We start from the raw sequence: 710 nt of genomic DNA on the forward strand, positions 1-710 counted from the left end.
GCGACGCTTATGACCGGACGGCTATGCCCGGAAAGGGTTTTGAGTTCTTTTTGGGTTTGCAGGTTCCACAGTTTGATCGTCGTGTCTGCGCTAGCTGAAGCCAAAGTTTTGCCATCCGGACTAAAGGCGACGCTATAGACCGTACTGCTATGCCCGGAAAGGGTTTTGAGTTCTTTTTGGGTTTGCAGGTTCCACAGTTTGATAGTCTTGTCTGTGCTAGCTGAAGCCAAAGTTTTGCCATCCGGACTAAAGGCGACGCTTATGACCGGACGGCTATGCCCGGAAAGGGTTTTGAGTTCTTTTTGGGTTTGCAGGTTCCACAGTTTGATAGTGTTGTCATGGCTAGCTGAAGCCAAAGTTTTGCCATCCGGACTAAAGGCGAGGCTCCAGACCACACCGCTATGCCCGGAAAGGGTTGTGAGTTCTTTTTGGGTTTGCAGGTTCCACAGTTTGATAGTGTTGTCAGCGCTAGCTGAAGCCAAAGTTTTGCCATCCGGACTAAAGGCGAGGCTTAGGACCAAACTGCTATGCCCGGAAAGGGTTTTGAGTTCTTTTTGGGTTTGCAGGTTCCACAGTTTGATAGTCTTGTCTGCGCTAGCTGAAGCCAAAGTTTTGCCATCCGGACTAAAGGCGACGCTATAGACCAAACTGCTATGCCCGGAAAGGGTTTTGAGTTCTTTTTGGGTTTGCAGGTTCCACAGTTTGATAGT

1 pseudogene is annotated in these 710 nt (G+C 49.3%); it reads right to left on the reverse strand.

From position 1 onward, the window contains the following. Window positions 1-710: pseudogene (locus QUB33_RS03720) on the reverse strand (WD40 repeat domain-containing protein); the annotation flags it as partial.

Source organism: Microcoleus sp. B3-A4, from assembly GCF_036705385.1.
Taxonomy (GTDB): Bacteria; Cyanobacteriota; Cyanobacteriia; order Cyanobacteriales; family Microcoleaceae; genus Microcoleus.